The sequence below is a fragment of the Galbibacter marinus genome (genome assembly GCF_000300875.1).
GTDB classification, from domain to species: Bacteria; Bacteroidota; Bacteroidia; order Flavobacteriales; family Flavobacteriaceae; genus Galbibacter; species Galbibacter marinus.
Genome location: NZ_AMSG01000001.1, coordinates 356,768 through 372,317, shown reverse-complemented (window position 1 = coordinate 372,317; position 15,550 = coordinate 356,768). Strand labels below are relative to the sequence as shown.

Annotated in this window: 17 protein-coding genes and 1 tRNA gene; 10 read left to right on the top strand and 8 right to left on the bottom strand. The window is 34.6% G+C overall.

All coding sequences use genetic code 11. From position 1 onward, the window contains the following. Positions 1-166: 166 nt before the first annotated feature. Positions 167-2,920 (top strand): PD-(D/E)XK nuclease family protein, encoded by a 2,754-nt coding sequence (locus I215_RS01645; protein ID WP_008990204.1) that lies wholly within the window; start codon positions 167-169, stop codon positions 2,918-2,920. Then, on the top strand, positions 2,913-3,761 hold the full coding sequence (locus I215_RS01640; RefSeq protein WP_008990203.1) for an alpha/beta hydrolase family protein: 849 nt from the start codon (positions 2,913-2,915) through the stop codon (positions 3,759-3,761). Before I215_RS01645 ends, I215_RS01640 begins: the two co-directional genes overlap by 8 nt. A 14-nt stretch (positions 3,762-3,775) precedes the next feature. Here the strand turns inward: I215_RS01640 and I215_RS01635 are convergent, their stop codons facing one another. Continuing rightward, positions 3,776-4,486: an SDR family oxidoreductase gene (locus tag I215_RS01635; RefSeq protein ID WP_008990202.1), complete on the bottom strand. Its 711-nt coding sequence runs from the start codon at positions 4,484-4,486 to the stop codon at positions 3,776-3,778. Positions 4,487-4,526: 40 nt separating this feature from the next. Here I215_RS01635 and I215_RS01630 point away from each other — a divergent pair, with 40 nt between their 5' ends. From I215_RS01630 to I215_RS01610, 5 genes are all read left to right on the top strand, one after another. Beyond that, positions 4,527-4,868: a hypothetical protein gene (locus I215_RS01630; RefSeq protein WP_008990201.1), complete on the top strand. Its 342-nt coding sequence runs from the start codon at positions 4,527-4,529 to the stop codon at positions 4,866-4,868. A 42-nt stretch (positions 4,869-4,910) separates the two neighbouring features. Next, positions 4,911-5,222, top strand: coding sequence for a transposase (locus I215_RS01625; protein WP_008990200.1), 312 nt, complete (start codon positions 4,911-4,913; stop codon positions 5,220-5,222). Between the two features lie 185 nt (positions 5,223-5,407). Next, positions 5,408-5,752 (top strand): IS3 family transposase, encoded by a 345-nt coding sequence (locus I215_RS16450; RefSeq protein ID WP_394330789.1) that lies wholly within the window; start codon positions 5,408-5,410, stop codon positions 5,750-5,752. A gap of 195 nt (positions 5,753-5,947) precedes the next feature. Continuing rightward, positions 5,948-6,277, top strand: a complete 330-nt coding sequence (locus tag I215_RS01615) for a helix-turn-helix domain-containing protein (protein WP_008990198.1) — start codon at positions 5,948-5,950, stop codon at positions 6,275-6,277. After that, positions 6,277-6,846 carry a hypothetical protein gene (locus tag I215_RS01610; RefSeq protein WP_008990197.1) on the top strand — a complete coding sequence of 190 codons (570 nt, stop codon included), beginning with the start codon at positions 6,277-6,279 and terminating at the stop codon, positions 6,844-6,846. The genes I215_RS01615 and I215_RS01610 overlap by 1 nt, the downstream gene beginning before the upstream one ends. A 544-nt stretch (positions 6,847-7,390) precedes the next feature. On the opposite strand, the gene I215_RS01600 is transcribed toward I215_RS01610, so the two are convergent. From I215_RS01600 to I215_RS01590, 3 genes are all read right to left on the bottom strand, one after another. Next, a complete protein-coding gene (locus tag I215_RS01600) occupies positions 7,391-8,143 on the bottom strand; it encodes a hypothetical protein (protein WP_008990195.1) in 753 nt (250 codons plus the stop codon). A 41-nt stretch (positions 8,144-8,184) separates the two neighbouring features. Next, on the bottom strand, positions 8,185-8,571 hold the full coding sequence (locus I215_RS01595) for a hypothetical protein (protein WP_008990194.1): 387 nt from the start codon (positions 8,569-8,571) through the stop codon (positions 8,185-8,187). A 101-nt stretch (positions 8,572-8,672) separates the two neighbouring features. After that, complete coding sequence (locus I215_RS01590; protein WP_008990193.1) at positions 8,673-9,086, bottom strand: hypothetical protein; 414 nt, start codon at positions 9,084-9,086, stop codon at positions 8,673-8,675. A 200-nt stretch (positions 9,087-9,286) separates the two neighbouring features. Between I215_RS01590 and I215_RS01585 the strand changes: the two genes are divergently transcribed. Beyond that, the gene (locus I215_RS01585; RefSeq protein ID WP_008990192.1) at positions 9,287-9,535 is read left to right on the top strand and encodes a helix-turn-helix domain-containing protein; all 249 of its coding nucleotides are present in this window, start codon (positions 9,287-9,289) and stop codon (positions 9,533-9,535) included. A 390-nt stretch (positions 9,536-9,925) separates the two neighbouring features. On the opposite strand, the gene I215_RS01580 is transcribed toward I215_RS01585, so the two are convergent. After that, positions 9,926-9,999, bottom strand: a tRNA-Ala gene (locus I215_RS01580). A 35-nt stretch (positions 10,000-10,034) separates the two neighbouring features. Continuing rightward, positions 10,035-10,829, bottom strand: a complete 795-nt coding sequence (locus I215_RS01575) for a universal stress protein (protein WP_008990191.1) — start codon at positions 10,827-10,829, stop codon at positions 10,035-10,037. Positions 10,830-10,944: 115 nt separating this feature from the next. On the opposite strand from I215_RS01575, the gene I215_RS01570 reads away from it, so the two are divergent. After that, the gene (locus I215_RS01570) at positions 10,945-12,273 is read left to right on the top strand and encodes an MATE family efflux transporter (RefSeq protein WP_008990190.1); all 1,329 of its coding nucleotides are present in this window, start codon (positions 10,945-10,947) and stop codon (positions 12,271-12,273) included. 36 nt (positions 12,274-12,309) lie between these two features. After that, positions 12,310-13,077, top strand: a complete 768-nt coding sequence (locus I215_RS01565) for an enoyl-CoA hydratase/isomerase family protein (RefSeq protein WP_008990189.1) — start codon at positions 12,310-12,312, stop codon at positions 13,075-13,077. A gap of 12 nt (positions 13,078-13,089) precedes the next feature. On the opposite strand, the gene I215_RS01560 is transcribed toward I215_RS01565, so the two are convergent. Both I215_RS01560 and I215_RS01555 read right to left on the bottom strand, forming a co-directional pair. Beyond that, the gene (locus I215_RS01560; protein ID WP_008990188.1) at positions 13,090-13,731 is read right to left on the bottom strand and encodes a 2OG-Fe(II) oxygenase; all 642 of its coding nucleotides are present in this window, start codon (positions 13,729-13,731) and stop codon (positions 13,090-13,092) included. A 131-nt stretch (positions 13,732-13,862) separates the two neighbouring features. Continuing rightward, positions 13,863-15,536, bottom strand: a complete 1,674-nt coding sequence (locus tag I215_RS01555; protein ID WP_008990187.1) for an alpha/beta hydrolase fold domain-containing protein — start codon at positions 15,534-15,536, stop codon at positions 13,863-13,865. Positions 15,537-15,550 lie beyond the last annotated feature (14 nt).

Here is a 15,550-nt window from a genome sequence, read left to right as displayed (position 1 = left end):
TCATACTTCTATTCCTAGCATCAGCGTCCGGTAGATGATCCATAATCCTAGTCCACCTTTGATTATTTATGAGACTTTTTGCTATCTTTATCATAAGCAGGGATTCTGAATCCTTAAACAATTAATACAACAACATAACTACACTTAAAAAGCACGCCATATTGCTATGAAATCATTTTTATCCGAAGTCTCCCAAGCCATTTATAGCAAACATCAGGATAACCTAGCAAATGTGATTTTAGTATTGCCTAGCAAAAGGGCGGCTACGATCCTTAGGAATGAATTCCTAAAAACTGTAAAAATCACAAGTATTTCTCCCGTGATATACAGTATTGAGGAATTTATAGAGGAATTAGCCAATTTAAAACTTGTCGGTAACATTCATCTTTTATTTGAATTTTACAACCTTTATAAACAACTTACTCCTTCTGATCAACAGGAGGATTTTTATAGTTTTATTTCTTGGGCACAAACCTTGGTTCAAGACTTCAATGAAATTGACCGGTATCTGATCCCGCCAGAATCCTTCTTTACGCATTTATTTAACATCAAAGAATTGGACCAATTTCATTGGACAAACTCTGAGGATAAAACCGATCTCCAAAAGAATTATCTTAAACTTTGGAAAAAGATGCATCTTTATTATGGCAAACTAAACGAGTATCTTTCAGATCAGGGACTCGCCTACCAAGGAGCACTTTATAAACAAGCCCATGAAAATTGCCAGCAATATCTCCAGAACAACGCTACATTAAAACATTATTTTATAGGATTTAATGCTTTAAACACAGCGGAACAAAATATGTTCCAGGCCTTTCTTGAAACTGGAAACACTACAGTATATTGGGATCTTGATAAAACATTTTTAGACCAGGAGGATCATGATGCAGGCCTGTTTCTAAGGAAATACAAAAATACTTGGCCTTATTATAAGACTAATAAATTTGAATATATCTCAGAAAATTATAAAAGCGAGAAAAATATTGAAATTATTGGTACGCCTAAAAATGTAGGCCAAACCAAATATATAGGGCACATCTTAGAGGATAACCAACTTGAGGCCTCCAAAACAGCGATAGTTTTGTCAAATGAAAGTCTTTTAACACCACTGTTAAGTAGTCTTCCTGATTCCATAGACATAGCCAACATAACTAGTGGTTTTCCACTTGCTTTAACTCCAATAGGGTCATTTTTCGAAACCTTGCTAGAGGTATGGGAAAATAAGTCAGAAGGCACATGGTATTACAAAGATCTTATTTCAGTACTTACCAATCCAGTAGCCCAAGTAATTTTAAACCATAGAAACAAAGAGGTTGAAGATCTTCTATCTGCCATCAACAAAGACAATGAAGTGTATGTGACAGATCAACAACTCGGGCATATTACAGAATTAAATTTGCTATTTCCAAGGCAGAAAAAGCTTTTAATGTCCCAAGTTATTGAAAACTGTTTAGCTATAATAATTCAACTCAGGGATCGGTACAAAATAGATGAGAACGCCTTGTTTTTAGAATACCTCTTTGGATGTTATCAGGTATTTAATCAACTTCAACAATTCAACAACACCTATGGAAGTATTACTGATATAAGGTCACTTCGCAAGGTTTATTCAGCTACCGTTCAATTACAAACTGTTGACTTCAAAGGAGAACCTGTACAAGGACTTCAAATAATGGGTATGTTAGAGAGCCGTAACCTAGATTTTCAAAGCGTAATCATATCATCGGTTAACGAAGGAATACTACCCGCAGGTAAAACGCACAATTCATTCATCCCTTTAGATTTAAAGGTGGCCTTTGGCCTGCCTACTTTTAAGGAGAAAGATGCTATATACTCTTATCACTTCTATAGGCTTTTACAGCGTGCAAAGAATATTTATATAATATACAACACCGAACCCAATTCATTGGAAGGCGGAGAAAAGAGTAGGCTTATACATCAGCTCACAATGTTACCACAACAGGCGCACAATATTGTAGAAAAGATCGCCACGGCTAGGATTGAAAATGAAAAAACCCAGCTCCTAAGTATTGAAAAAGATTCAATGCTTTTACAGTCACTTAAGAATGTAGCCCAAAAAGGGTTTTCCCCTACTTCATTAACCACTTATATCCGTAATCCATTGGATTTTTACAGTCGATCTATACTAGGAATAAAAGAGGTTGAGGAGGTTGAAGAGACCATTGCTGCTAATACCTTGGGTACCATTGTGCATGACACCTTAGAATTTTTCTACAAACCACTAGAGGGACAATTCTTGAAATTAGAGCACCTTAAAGATATGCGATCCAAGGTGGATGAAAAGGTTCGAAATTTCTTTTCTAAAACCTATACGAGCGTCGAAAAGCTTCAGGGCAAAAATCTGATATCGTATCATATTGCTAAACGCTATATTGAGAATTTCTTAAAGTTCGAGGAAAACCGTTTAAAGCAAGGTAAAAAGATACAAATCATTCATATTGAACAAAATATTAAAGCAGAAATTCCAGTGTCCTCGCTCGATTTTAAAGTGTATTTAAAAGGAAAGGTCGACCGTGTTGAAATGGTAGATCAGTGCATACAAATTATCGACTACAAGACTGGAAAAGCAGTAATTAAGAATTTAGAAATTATCGGATGGCAAGACATAATTGAGGATGCCACTTATAATAAAGCCTTTCAGATTCTTTGTTATGCTTTACTGATCCACAAGCAAACTGGATTAAACTCCTTTAAAGCAGGCATCATTTCATTTAAAAACCTCCAAGCTGGAGTACTTCCATTTGCTACTAAAGACAAAAACGGTAATGGAGCAGTAAAAGAACACATTATCGATCAAGAGGTTTTAGATCTATTTTCCCATGCCCTTGAGAAACTCATCGTTGAAATATTTGATAAAAACCAAAATTTACAAGAAAAAGAGATAGAGCTATATGGATAATTTAAAAAACCAGGTCCTACAAGGAAACCATCATAAGCCGATTTTATATGACATCTATTTTGAAAAACCAAAAACAGATACAAAAGCCCCAATAGTTATATTCTGTCATGGCTATAAGGGATTTAAAGACTGGGGATATTGGGATATCGTTGCTAGATCTTTTGCCGAAAGAGGTTTTTGTTTTGTGAAGTTTAATTTCTCCCACAATGGCGGTACGGTTGATCAACCTATTGATTTTCCAGATTTAGAATCCTTCGCTTCAAATAATTTCTCAATTGAATTGGATGATTTAAAGGTGGTGATAGATCACTGCTGCAGTGAAGATTTTCTTTACCACCAATATACAAATCCGAATAATATAAATCTTGTAGGTCATTCAAGAGGAGGTGGTATTGTCTATATCAAAGCTAGTGAAGATGATAGAATTAAAAAAGTAGTCAGTTGGGCTAGTGTGAGCAATTTTGAATCTCGGTTTTCCGATGAAAAAGCTAGGGCTTATTGGAAAGAAAATGGCGTCATATATGTGGAAAACAGCAGAACAAAACAACAGCTACCTCATTATTATCAATTTTACGAAGATTTTGTAAAAAATAAGAAGCGTTTTACTATTAAGGGGGCTGTAGAAAAGTTAACAATTCAGAATTTAGTTGTCCATGGAACAGATGATCTCACGGTAGACCTTAATGAGGGGAGGAAATTATATAATTGGAGTCCAAGAGGAGAGTTTTTAGTGATACCGAATGGTGATCACGTTTTTGGAGGTAAGCATCCATGGGAAAATAAAAAGCTCCCACAACAAATGAAACAGGTTGTGGAAGCCTCAATAGCCTTTATTCTATAATAAATAATAGAAGCTTATTTTTTATCTGGTCGCAATGGACGCACCTCAATTTTACTGGGGAGTGTCCTTGGATTGATTTTTAATAAATCCACAACAAGGTCTCCAATGTCCTCAGGCTGGATTTTCCATGCATCTGCGTCACTTGGATCATTATCATTAAAATGAGAAGAAACAGAACCTGGCATAATGGTGGATACTTTGATATCGTATTTACGTAAGTCTATCATGGCGGCTTGAGTAAAGCCAACCACCCCGAATTTCGAAGCATTATAACCTGCACCATTGGCAAAGAAATTTGTCCCAGCCAAACTAGCAAGCGTAATATAATATCCTTTGGAAGCCTTTAAAGCTTCTACAGATGCTTTTAAGCTGTGGTAAGCACCGTTCAGATTCGTATCTATCATCTGCTTCCATTTATCAATCTCAAGCTCATCTATGGGCGCAAAATGACCCACACCAGCATTTGCTAATACAACATCTAATTGTCCCCACTTGGAAATGATTTCATTTACTGCCATGATTTCATCCTCCAGAACGCCAACATTAGAAGCCAATCCAATAACAACATCAGAACCGCCAAGTGCGGTGGCTGCTTGTTTGGCAGTTTCAGCGTCACGTCCACTTATGGCTACTTTCATTCCTTGGTCTATTAAAACTTTGGCTACACCGTAACCTATTCCTTTAGTGCCCCCGGTGATATAGGCCACTTTACCTTTTAAATCCATAAAAAATCTTTTTTATAAAGGTAAAAGATAATACGCATCAATGGAAATAAGTGATGTTATTGTTTCACTAAAATTGAAAAGAGTTAATAACAAAATATATCTTGCAAAAAATATATTGGTTAGGATTAGCGGAGAAAAATACACTGAATTTCATCTGATTCAATCACAGAAATTTGCACTTTACGACATAATCAACTTGGAGATCTTATATAAGGCGGTTGAGGCCTGTGTAACTAGAGTGCCTCTTAACGGAAGAGAAGCAATCGAATTTTTCACCGCTAAAGCTCAAATAGAAAAATTTTATAATATCGTATGGAGCTTTCAGAATATTGACATTTACCCCTCTTTAAGATCAGAGATGATGTATTTTAGCCCCCAATAAGATCGGAGTGATATTTTAAATTTCAATTTATACCTTTGAAATATGAAATACAAGAAATGGAGTTTAAAAGAGAAGTTAGAAATACTAGCTTGCTCGGAAGAGATTGGAGTTGTAGAGACCTGTAGGAAATACAGTGTTAGCACGGGAACTTTTTATAGTTGGAAGAAGAAGTTTGACCATAAAGGAGAAGCGGGCTTAAAAGTTACCTATGACAACAAGAGTAAAGAGTTTAAGCAAGTAGAGGAAGAGAACCGAGTACTTCGTAAACTCCTTGGGAATAAAGAAATAGAGTTGGAAGTACAGCGGGAACTTTTAAAAAAAAAGTTTGGGACATCCGATCCAAGAAAGATTTAGTAGACTTTATCTATAAGAAGCATAAGTGTAGTAAGTCCTGGATTATCCAGATAGTTGGGTTAGTACCGAGTAGTTATTATAGAAAACCCAGTAAAGGGAAGAAGGGAAACAAACCCTCTAAACTAACCTATAACAAGACCCATGGCTGGGTAGAAGAACCCATCGTATTAGATGCTGTTCATAGGTTGCTTGCACATGAATTCATTGATTGTGGATATCGGCTTATGACATCCTATTTAAAGAGAGACGGATATCTTATCAACCATAAGAAACTATACCGAATTATGAAAACCGCTGGATTGCTAAAACTAGAAAACCGAATTAAACGTAGTGGAGCTGGACGTAAATTTGTGAAGTTTCGCAAAGTAAAGACCTCCAGACCCATGGAGTGTCTAGAAATGGACATCAAGATGGTATGGATCCCAAGTGCCGGTAAAAACGCTTATTTGCTCTCAATTATAGATGTGCATACGCGTAGAATTTTAAAAGACTATTTTTCTTTTACCATAAAACAGGCATTATCCTTTTAAATCCTATGATAAATTTTTGGATAAAATAGATGGTATTGCCAAAATCAAAAGGGAAAAGTTAAAACAAATCCCTTAAATATTTTTTTTCACCTCGTAGACCTTGAAAACATTGTGTTTTCAAATTTATTTTTTCCCTTATTTTTCCCCGATTTCCCTTCCCTCATCTTTGCATCATAAATTATTAAAATAACATTTATGATTAAAGAGAAACACCTTTTCATGCAAGGGCTAGAGGTAAAAGAATTACAATCCCTTATTAAGAACACAGTCGAAAACCTTTTAAAAGATTTCAAAAAGGAACTTAGTCAACCTAAAGCAGTTGATGAGTTATTAACGCCAAAGGAGACTTGCAGTCTATTAAAAATTGACTCTTCTACGCTATGGCGTTGGGTCAGAGATGGTATTATTCCTCAATACAGCATCAAGCACCAACGGTATTACAAAAAAAACGAGGTATTAAATTGTTTAGCGCCACTGAACAACCCAAGAACAGTTAATTATGAACCATTTAAAAACGTAGCCTAATGATAGATAATGTTAAGTTTTATGTTCTAGACAAAGGGAGTTTTGATTTTAGAACGGAAGAAAAGCAAACAGTTGAGCTTAAATCAAAGTTTAATCGTCAAACAGGGGAAATTGAAGAATACCCCAAAAAGGGAATGTATTACAATATGCAGGTAAATTTACTAAAGAAAAGCTCATTCATTAAAGGAAGCTTGCATAAGTTACACAACTTAATTCTTGACCGTAAAGAACACAATTATAATGACTTTAGTTTTTGCGAACTTGAACAAACATTAGATTTTATGTGTGATGAATTGTATGTTCGACCAGAGGAAACTAAAATCACAAACTTAGAGTTTGGCTTGAATATCGATTTACCAATAGATGCAGACCGCTTTTTAGATCATATGCTTTTAATGTATGATTTTAAAGCTCCGAATCGAAACGAGACCTTTAATGGAAAAGGTAATTATAGGGAGTTTAAAAGAACAGATTATTCTTTTAAGATATATAATAAGACCAAGCATTACAAGCAAAAGGGAAATGTTGTGAGATTTGAGATAAAAATAACTCGTTCTCGGTTATTGTAGAAAATGCAAATTTATAACCTTAAAGATTTACGAAGTCAGGATGTTATATTTAGGCTTTTTCAGCTCCTGTTAGAGCAATTTGATAAGTTACTAATAATAGACCTTAAAGGCATGGAGAAAGTCTTAGATAAGCGCCATATAGGATTGATTTGCGACTGTACAAATCCTTATTACTGGGATAGTCTAAAACAAGCAGTTTCTTACAAAGTTTACTCTAGAGTTAAGAGAGATTGCAATAGGTATATTGAAGAATATGGTTTAAATCACACTAGATTACTCATTAGGGATTTACTCCATAAAAAGTTTCAAGAAATGATGAATTGTAAAGAAGAATTCTATCAAGAAGCAGCATAGGGAGTAAATGTCAGTTATAATACTTATGACTTTTTATCCAAAATTACCCAATCGAGTTTTTGGCTTGGTTGGGTATTGTTTTGGAATGAATATAATTCCCGACAGACGACTCTTTCCCAACAATTTTTGGATAACAATATCATTCATAAGAGAGAGATGTTGGGCAGCCCATAGCTATTTCCCTTACCATTTATTGATTCAGTTTACGATCTATATCAATCCGAATATCAATATACTTCTGTTCTTTGTAATACATCCAACCTTTTTTTGAATGCTCTATCATAAAGAAAGCAAACATATCGCTTAGGATAAGAGAGATATTTTCTCTAGTGGTAAAATCAAATAATTTAAAAACAATCTTATCATTGTGGTATTCTGGGGGACTTTTTAAATCAAAAAATTTGTTTCCATGAGTTGAAAGTATCTCTATTTTTATTGAAGTGGTTTTGTAATGATTCAATTTAAATTGAAACTCTTCTTTTTTAATATACGTTAAATCTATATCAAACCAATTATTCCCAGTTCTCGTATAGCTTGAATAATAGTAAAACTTTCCAATTTCCTCTGAGGAAATGGGTGCGGAGCCTATTGCTTTTCTTAAAAAATTAAATTTATTACTTTTTTTAGGAGGGGAGTATTTTTCTCGTTTTAATTTTTTTTCTACTTTTTTTAAATGCTTGGTTAGATTCTTTAATTTGATTGATCTACTTTCAATACCTGAGAAAGATCCATCCCAACTATAAGGGTCGACAACATACAGTTCGCGAACCTTTTCTTTAGTCAAATTTGTAGTAAAGTTGTTATACTTTTTATTTCTTTCCCATATATTATTTACTTCATCTTCAATAAACATTTCAATTATAGCCACAATTTCTGGGTAAAATTGTTCTTTACTCTCGTAAAACCTCTTGTAGGTTTCGTTATAATCAAGTTTATGCTCCATTAGAATAAGTAATAAGTTTTATAATAATCAAAATGCATTTTTTAAAATAAGAGCTTATGTTCATAAGCTGCTATATCACCTTCAATCTCATTAATCATTTCTTCTTGCGATTGAAACTCTGGGAAAGTCCAGTTTAGTCTGTGATTTCCAAAACCTGCGCTATAATGCCGCCAAAAAACACTAACACTTTCAAAACCATGTCTTATTGAAAACTCTGTTCTAACTCCAGGTTCTATTACTGCCATTGTTATAGAATCTGTATTTAGCTTCTGAACTTCCATTTGGGGGTGAGACGATAAAATATAGTTTATTAAAATTCCATATTTCTGCTTTACACCTCCCTGTTTTGCAATTCTTTTATTTTCTTCTCCTTTGTCCTTAAAGAAAAGAAAAGCTATGATGGCTAAAACTGTTATTACCCAAATCATAGCTCAATTCTATTAATATTTCTCATAGATTTTTTAATATTTAGATTAAGTCTTCCTTGTTTCCGTTTCCATTAACATATTATTAATTGCTAAGCTTGTTTTTATTGGAAATGATTTTTTAAAACATGGATTTTTTCAAGAGATTTAGAAAATTTTGTTCGATCAATTCCAATGATCTGATTGAAAACATTCTCCATGATCATGAGATCTCTTTCACTCGGTTTTCCAATGCAAAACAATACATCATAAGCTAAAGCGATCAAAAATTCTTTCTGCATTTCCCGTAAATTCAATAATTCACGACCAATAACTTCGGGAGCACTATTGTTAATATATGTTTCAACTTCAGCATGTTTTAGTTTTAAGTCATTTTCAATATGTGAAATAACACGATCTCTTTTTCTTTGAATATTTGTATCTTCATTTCCACTATTAAAAATCCTTAAAACGACTATAATTGTAAATTTTTGATTTTTTGTTAAATCATCTAAGATTGAAAAGGTTTCATCGACCATAATTTTTTAATTGATTTAAGATTTATTATACGATTATAACTATACGTAATTTAGGTTTCTTCAAAAATATTGACGGTAGGCTATATCTCCTTACGGGTTTCCTTAATCCAAGAATTTTTATTGTACAATAATAGTAAATTTCAACCATCTACCACATATGTGTGTCCGAATATAATTTTGATTAACCTCAATTTTAGCCTGTGTTTAGTAAAGAGGAAATACAGGTACTTAGGAAAGTTGGAGAGAATATAAAAAAACTCCGAACAGATAAGGGATTGTCTCAATTTGAACTAGCAAATGAGGCGGAAGTCCCCAAAAACCAAGTAGGAAGAATAGAAAGGGCAGAGATAAACACAACAATATTGACGCTTCATAAAATAGCAGCTGCCTTAAAGGTGGATATAACATTATTATTAGGGAGAAAATTACATAATAATGAAAGCTCATGAGATCACAATGAATAATCTTCTACTATATAGTTTTTTACTATAAAAATTAACAAATTTTATAATGTGTATATTCTTACAAAGAATGACAAGGGCTAACTAGATAAAGCTATAGAGGTGTTTTACCTTACACCCCAATCCTCAAATAATGATTATTGATTTTAAATTTCACTATCATATAAAATCATTCTTTACTTTATTGAAAATAAACAACCTACATAGTTTCAATCTATAAAGAATACATATATTACGATATACTAATTTACGAAAGTTGCCATAGTATGAGCATAACAAAAATTAGTTAAAAGATATTTAATCATACTAAAATCGTACATATTTAAAAACAAAAAACCCATAATCACTTTACAGTAAAGAAATTACAGGTTTCGTTTGTGGAGCATAACGGAGTCGAACCGATGACCTCTACACTGCCAGTGTAGCGCTCTAGCCAGCTGAGCTAATGCCCCAAATAAGCTATTTTATATTTAAAATTGTGCTTTGCTTATTTCTTAACGCTCAAAACCAACAATGGGATTGAGCATCTAAATTCGCGCTTCAAAATTATATTTTTTTCCCATAACTTGGTAAAAAATCCACGTTTTCTTCTAAAAACAATTAAAATATCAGGTTGATTGGTCTGAAAATGTTCTAGCACACCCTCGAAAGTACTAGTGTTTTCAGAGGTTTTCAGAGAATCACTTAAACTTTCTAAGATGGGATTTAAAACCAAATCTTCTGCTGTATACTTAGGAGTTTTGACCAATAAAAGGTTTAAATATAACTTAAATGCATTTTTAAACTGTATTAAAGCATCGAGAATCGATTCATGATTGACAATTCCTGACTTAAAGGCAACCAATCCGTTTTTATAATGATAAAATGAATTTCCTTCAGGAATGATAAGTGTCGGTATATTGGTTTGTTTAATAATACTCCCAGAAGTATTTCCCAAAAACACCTCTTCTCTAATATCAGTTGTTTTTGGCTCTAAAATAATGAGATCAATTCCATATTGCTTATTGATCGCCTTTACACCGTCTACCACATCCCCGTTATAAGCGGCAATAGTAACAGAGACGTCCTTTTTGTCAACCTGACTAACAATTTCATCAAGTTGATTTGTTGTCGATTTAACAACAGCCTTTTCCACATTGGCCAAACCTCCTGCCTTGGTAATCAAGGTGAAGGCTTGCATAACATACACATTAGAATCCATGAATTCGGCAAAATCTATAGCATATTGTAATGTTTTAACCGCGTTCTCAGTGGTGCCAATAGGAACTAAAATATTTCTCATTTGGTGTAAAATTTAAGGTGTAGTATGTTGTTGTGCTTAGCTTCAGTACATTTGCACTTAAATTTAAACAAAAAATTTAAGTCTGACCATTGTCTGGATTTCTATGAGGCAACATATGGAAAAAACTAAAATAAGCTTTAAAGAAATTAACAAACTTGCCATTCCAGCTATTATTGCTGGTATAGCTGAGCCGTTAATTTCATTAACTGATATAGCTGTGATCGGTAACGTTAAGGAAAATCCTGTTGAAGCTTTGGCTGCTGCAGGTATTGTAGGTTCTTTCCTTTCGGCCATTATCTGGATTGTTGCACAAACAAAAACAGCCATTTCTGCGATCGTTTCCCAACACCTAGGTTCAAATCGTATAAATGCCATTAAAACTTTAATACCTCAGGCTCTTGCTTTTAATTTAATACTAAGTATAATCATATACATTAGCACCACTATACTGGTTGAAGAAATTTTCCAGCTATATAATGCCGAAGGCCTATTGCTAGAATATGCTAAAGACTATTACACAATAAGAGCCATTGGCTATCCTCTTACTTTAGTAACCTTTGCCATTTTTGGAGTCTTTAGGGGCTTGCAAAACACGCTATGGGCTATGAAATGTAGCCTTACAGGTGCTCTAGTAAATGTTGTCCTAGACATTATTCTAGTTTATGGTATTGATGGTATTATTCCTGCGATGCATATGAAAGGTGCTGCATACGCTAGTGTAGTTGCCCAACTTGTTATGTTTGGTATGGCCTTGTATTTTTTTTTTACTAAAACCCCTTTTGGACTATCATTGCGATTTAAGGTTAACCCACAAATGAAAAGACTATTGGGATTGAGTCTAAATTTATTTGTCCGTGCCACTTCACTTAACTTCGCAATTTATCTAGCCAATGCTTATGCCACTGGATATGGGGAAACTTATATTGCAGCACAAAGTATTCTGATGAATATATGGTTATTCTTTTCCTTTTTTGTTGATGGCTATGCTAGTGCAGGAAATGCTATATCAGGAAAATTACTCGGTGGAAAACAATATAAAAAATTATGGCTTCTCAGTATAGACATTTCTAAATACGCCATTATAATCTCTCTTATTCTAATGGGCATATGTGCTATTTTTTACAATCAAATAGGGCTTTTATTCAACAAAGAGGAAACCGTGCTAGTTCTATTCTCATCAGCTTTCTGGATTGTTCTTTTAATGCAACCTGTCAATGCGATAGCCTTTATGTTTGATGGAATTTTTAAAGGACTGGGAGAAGCTGCTTATTTAAGGAACGTACTCTTAGCGGCTACCTTTCTCGGATTCACACCTACCTTACTTTTATTTGATTCTATAGGCTGGAAATTACATGCCATTTGGATTGCTTTCTTTGTATGGATGCTCATAAGAGGAATTTCATTAGTGATCAAATTCAAACGAAAATACGTGAATGCCATATAGAATTCTTAAATTTGAAATAACACAAAATCGACCACTATGGGCACAGATCGCATTAATGGAAGTTTATATACCACTATTGAAAATAAAATAGCGACCTTGGAGTTTGGTCATCCCGCAAGCAATTCGTTTCCTAGCGTATTGTTAGAGCGCTTAACCGATAAGATTAAATTATTGTCCAATAATCCAGAGGTTTCAGTAATATTACTAAAAAGCGAAGGAGATAAAACATTTTGTGCTGGTGCGTCCTTTGATCAGCTCATTGCAATAACCAACAAAGAAGAAGGAAAAGAATTTTTCAGTGGTTTTGCAAAACTCATCAATGCGATGCGCAGTTGTAATAAAATTATCGTTGGTCGAATTCAGGGAAAGGCAGTTGGTGGTGGTGTTGGTTTAATTGCTGCCTGTGATTACGCATTAGCAACTGAATCAGCTTCTATTAAACTCTCTGAACTCAGCATAGGTATTGGTCCATTTGTCATCGCTCCAGCGATAAAACACAAAATAGGAGTCAGTTCATTAGCTTCGCTTTCTTTGGACCCTACCCAGTGGAAAAATGCGTATTGGGCTATGGAAAAAGGACTCTATGCAAGAGTTTTTGAAAATCAAAAAGATTTAGATAAGGAGATAGACATTCTTACTTCCAAATTGGCATCCTATAACCCTCTAGCTCTAACGGCCATGAAAAAGACTCTTTGGGAAGGAACAGATCACTGGGATACATTACTTTTACAACAAGCTGAAATATCTGGCGAACTAGTACTTTCAGATTTTACAAAGAAAGCACTTGAGCGTTTTAAAAAATAAGAGAGAAAACCTTTAACGGGTCTTCAACCAACCAGTAATACTGTAACGCTCTGAGTCTAACACCTGCTTTACTTCATGCTCTAGGATCTGACTCTCAAAAACAACCACCCGACCTGGCAATGGATGAATCACCAATGGCTCTACAGAGGAATCATTTGGATAAATAACCAACTCTCCACCGTTCTCTTTCTTCCAACCAAGGTCGTTTAAGTAGCAGACTAAGGAAAGTTTACGGCGATCATCATTTTGAAAAGTATCTAAGTGTCGCTTGTAGTAGGTGCCTTTTGGATATACGGCATAGTGAAATTCTTTATGCAATATCCCAAGAAAGCAAGTTTGGTTAAGATAGTTTACCATGGCATTAATCTTACGGAAAAATAATTCCTCTGCTTCACTTGTGGATGCTTCATCTATCCAAAACACAAAATCTCCGCGTACTTGCTCCGAAATTTGCTGGTCGAACTTATTTCCAATAGCAGCTTTTTTAAAACAATCCTCTCGATATTTTTCTAAAAGTGTATCTCTTAAAAGTAGAATTTCATCCTCAGAAAAGAAGTTATCAATCACACTGTAATTCTGTTGTAAAAGATCATTAATAATTGTTTCAAACAAAGGATCTTCTACAAATTCAAGTTGGTCAAACAACTCTGCCATAGGTGTCAATTAAAAAGTGCGCAAATATAATTCTAAATTGAATATGTTGTTTCACTTTTTTTTAAGTCAACCTATATTTTTTTTAATTTTTCCTATCAGAATCGATAAACGAATGAATTAAAACCAATTAATCACCATAATGTATCCAAAAACTGTAAACAATATTCTAATGTCGGTTTGAACCATGGATGCATAAGCCAAAAAGAATGAGGACTTTGCTTTAGCGTATGGACTTCATTGTAAATTTGATAAGAATTAAGTTGTGAAATCATATCATCTCTTCCGGCATGAAATCTGTCTTGAGAACTGTTGACAAACAAAATAGGAGGGCTGCTTTTACTGACATACTCCAATGGAGAAGCAAGCTTCCAATTTTTAAAATTTTCATGCCTAAGACCACCTAGCCATTTTCCAGCGGTTTCACTCTCCTGGGCTTCAGGATGGATAAAAGAAGTGATGCCATCAATGTTAATCACCCCTTGGACTTTATCACTAAATTCTTTATTCCCATCAAAAAACAGTGGATCCGATGAGCTCACCCCAACCAATGTTGCTAATTGTGCACCAGCCGATGCTCCTAATATAACAATGCGTTCAGGATCAATTTTAAATTCATTTGAATGAGCTCGCATCCATTTAATAGCTGCTTTTAAATCGATTACTGCAGCAGGGAATTCAGCCTGAGTACTTAAACTGTAATTTACGCTAACTGCGACATATCCGTTTTCGGCAAACTTCTGAGCTAAGGGGAGCATATTCTCTTTGCTTCCAGCTATCCATCCCCCACCATGAACAAGAAGAACTGAACCATACTGTTTCATACCTGAATTGGGGATAAAGACATCTGCTAGTAAAGTTTGCTGCTGGGTTTGTCGGTACGCTATGTCTTTAAGAGTAATACAGCTTGGGCTTTTAACAGGGGTAATGGGTTGTATTTGTGGGTAGTCTTTCTTTAATTTCCTATAGGTGGTAACAATCGTGTAGGGCCTAGGAAGATTTTGTGATAGGTCTTTTAAAGCATTAAATACAATTTGAGCTACTACCTGAGCCCCTTCAACCTGGAAATGGGTATTGTCATTTTCCCCTTGCGGATAAGCGGTAAAGGTACTAGGGGGAAGATTCATATAATAATGAGAACTGACATAATTCTTTCCTTTTTGTGTAAAGGATGTTCTTGTTAAAGTATTTAAATCAATCAGATGTGCCCCCATTTGCTTAGCAACTTCTCTAGGAGCCTTGTCATACTGACCATGGACATCTTCTAGAACGCCATTTTCCCATGGGTAGTTCCTAGGAACTGGAGTAAGAATAATTGGAACACCTCCCTTTTGGCGCGTTTGGGTAACAAAAAGACTTAAGAACTCTTTATAACCTTCAACATCCACGTAACGTTCAGGTTTACTCTTAGCGGCGTCATTATGACCAAATTGCATAATCACCAAGTCGTTAGGTTTTATAACATTATAGACCTCTGCCCAACGCCCTTGTTGGAAAAATGTCCGAGTACTTCTTCCCCCACGGGCTTTATTAGAAATAATAACACTATCTCCTTTGATAAGATTAGAAAGCGCGGCTATGCTTTTGTTTGTAAACAAAGATTGGAATACCTGCCCCCAACCAGTTAGCGGGTATCTTGTATCCATATAATCCTTGCCTGGATCGTAGTTATCATTATAATCCGCCATGGTAGAATCACCAATTAAGTGAATCGTAATAGGGTCATCCACTTGTGATAAACAAGAAAATGACCCTATGAATAAGAAAAAGAAAACAATGAGGAGATTTTTATATGGTAGTACTGGCATCCTATTGTTTTCTT

Coding starts and splice junctions, on each gene's coding strand:
- I215_RS01555 (WP_008990187.1), bottom strand. CDS start 15,536: ATGCCAGTACTACCATATAAAAATCTCCTCATTGTTTTCTTTTTCTTA.
- I215_RS01615 (WP_008990198.1), top strand. CDS start 5,948: ATGATTAAAGAGAAACACCTTTTCATGCAAGGGCTAGAGGTAAAAGAA.
- I215_RS01635 (WP_008990202.1), bottom strand. CDS start 4,486: ATGGATTTAAAAGGTAAAGTGGCCTATATCACCGGGGGCACTAAAGGA.
- I215_RS01590 (WP_008990193.1), bottom strand. CDS start 9,086: ATGGTCGATGAAACCTTTTCAATCTTAGATGATTTAACAAAAAATCAA.
- I215_RS01640 (WP_008990203.1), top strand. CDS start 2,913: ATGGATAATTTAAAAAACCAGGTCCTACAAGGAAACCATCATAAGCCG.
- I215_RS01575 (WP_008990191.1), bottom strand. CDS start 10,829: ATGAGAAATATTTTAGTTCCTATTGGCACCACTGAGAACGCGGTTAAA.
- I215_RS01565 (WP_008990189.1), top strand. CDS start 12,310: ATGGGCACAGATCGCATTAATGGAAGTTTATATACCACTATTGAAAAT.
- I215_RS01645 (WP_008990204.1), top strand. CDS start 167: ATGAAATCATTTTTATCCGAAGTCTCCCAAGCCATTTATAGCAAACAT.
- I215_RS01625 (WP_008990200.1), top strand. CDS start 4,911: ATGAAATACAAGAAATGGAGTTTAAAAGAGAAGTTAGAAATACTAGCT.
- I215_RS01600 (WP_008990195.1), bottom strand. CDS start 8,143: ATGGAGCATAAACTTGATTATAACGAAACCTACAAGAGGTTTTACGAG.
- I215_RS01595 (WP_008990194.1), bottom strand. CDS start 8,571: ATGATTTGGGTAATAACAGTTTTAGCCATCATAGCTTTTCTTTTCTTT.
- I215_RS01560 (WP_008990188.1), bottom strand. CDS start 13,731: ATGGCAGAGTTGTTTGACCAACTTGAATTTGTAGAAGATCCTTTGTTT.
- I215_RS01610 (WP_008990197.1), top strand. CDS start 6,277: ATGATAGATAATGTTAAGTTTTATGTTCTAGACAAAGGGAGTTTTGAT.
- I215_RS01630 (WP_008990201.1), top strand. CDS start 4,527: ATGGAAATAAGTGATGTTATTGTTTCACTAAAATTGAAAAGAGTTAAT.
- I215_RS01570 (WP_008990190.1), top strand. CDS start 10,945: ATGGAAAAAACTAAAATAAGCTTTAAAGAAATTAACAAACTTGCCATT.